We start from the raw sequence: 857 nt of genomic DNA on the forward strand, positions 1-857 counted from the left end.
CCTCCTGGCCCTGGTCCTGGGGGCCCTTACGGTCAGGCTCAAGGGGCACTTCCTGCCCCTTTCCACCATCGCCTGGCAGGTGGCCCTCTACATCCTGGCGGGGAACCTGGTCTGGCTCACCGGGGGGCACACGGGGCTCACGGACCTTCCCCCTTTGGTCCTCTTGGGCCTACCCCTGGACACGGGTTTCCGCTACGCCCTTTTGGGCCTCCTCCTCTTGGTGTTCCTGATCCTCGCCCTCCACAACCTGCGCCAAAGCCGCCTGGGCCGGGCCCTTTTGGCCCTGAGGGGGGATGCCCTGGCGGCGGCCAGCTTTGGGGTGGACCCGGCGGGGCTCCGCCTCAAGGCCTTCCTCCTCTCCGGGGCCATCGCCGGGCTCGCAGGGTTTTTGTACGCCCACTTCCTGCGCTTTGTGAACCCCACGCCCTTCTCCCTGGAGGCCTCCATCAAGTACCTGGTGATGGCCGTGGCCGGGGGGGTGGGGACGATCCCGGGGGTGCTTCTGGGGACGGCCTTCTTCACGGGCCTGGAGGACTGGCTCAAGGACTTGCTGCCAAGGCTTTTGGGGCAGCAGGGCAACTACGAGACCATCGCCTACGGCCTGATCCTGGGAGCCATCCTCCTCCTGGCCCCCAAGGGGGTGTGGCCCCTCTTGGAGCGGTACCTGCCCCGGGCCTCGGCCCGGCTCCCCCGGGCGGCCCCCCTTCCCCCCAGGCCCTCCACCGGGGCCGGGGGAGAGGTGCTCCTGGAGGCCCAGGACCTCAAGAAGGCCTTTGGGGGGCTCTTGGCCGTAGCCGGGGTGTCCCTGGCCTTGAGGCGGGGGGAGATCCTGGCCCTCATCGGCCCCAACGGGGCGG

General features: G+C 69.9%; 1 protein-coding gene. It reads left to right on the top strand.

The annotated features are described in order from the left end of the window. Positions 1-857, top strand: an 857-nt coding sequence (locus ETP66_RS11855) for a branched-chain amino acid ABC transporter permease (RefSeq protein ID WP_430731892.1), incomplete at both ends; no start/stop codon positions are given.

It is taken from the genome of Thermus thermamylovorans (assembly GCF_004307015.1).
Classification (GTDB): Bacteria; Deinococcota; Deinococci; order Deinococcales; family Thermaceae; genus Thermus; species Thermus thermamylovorans.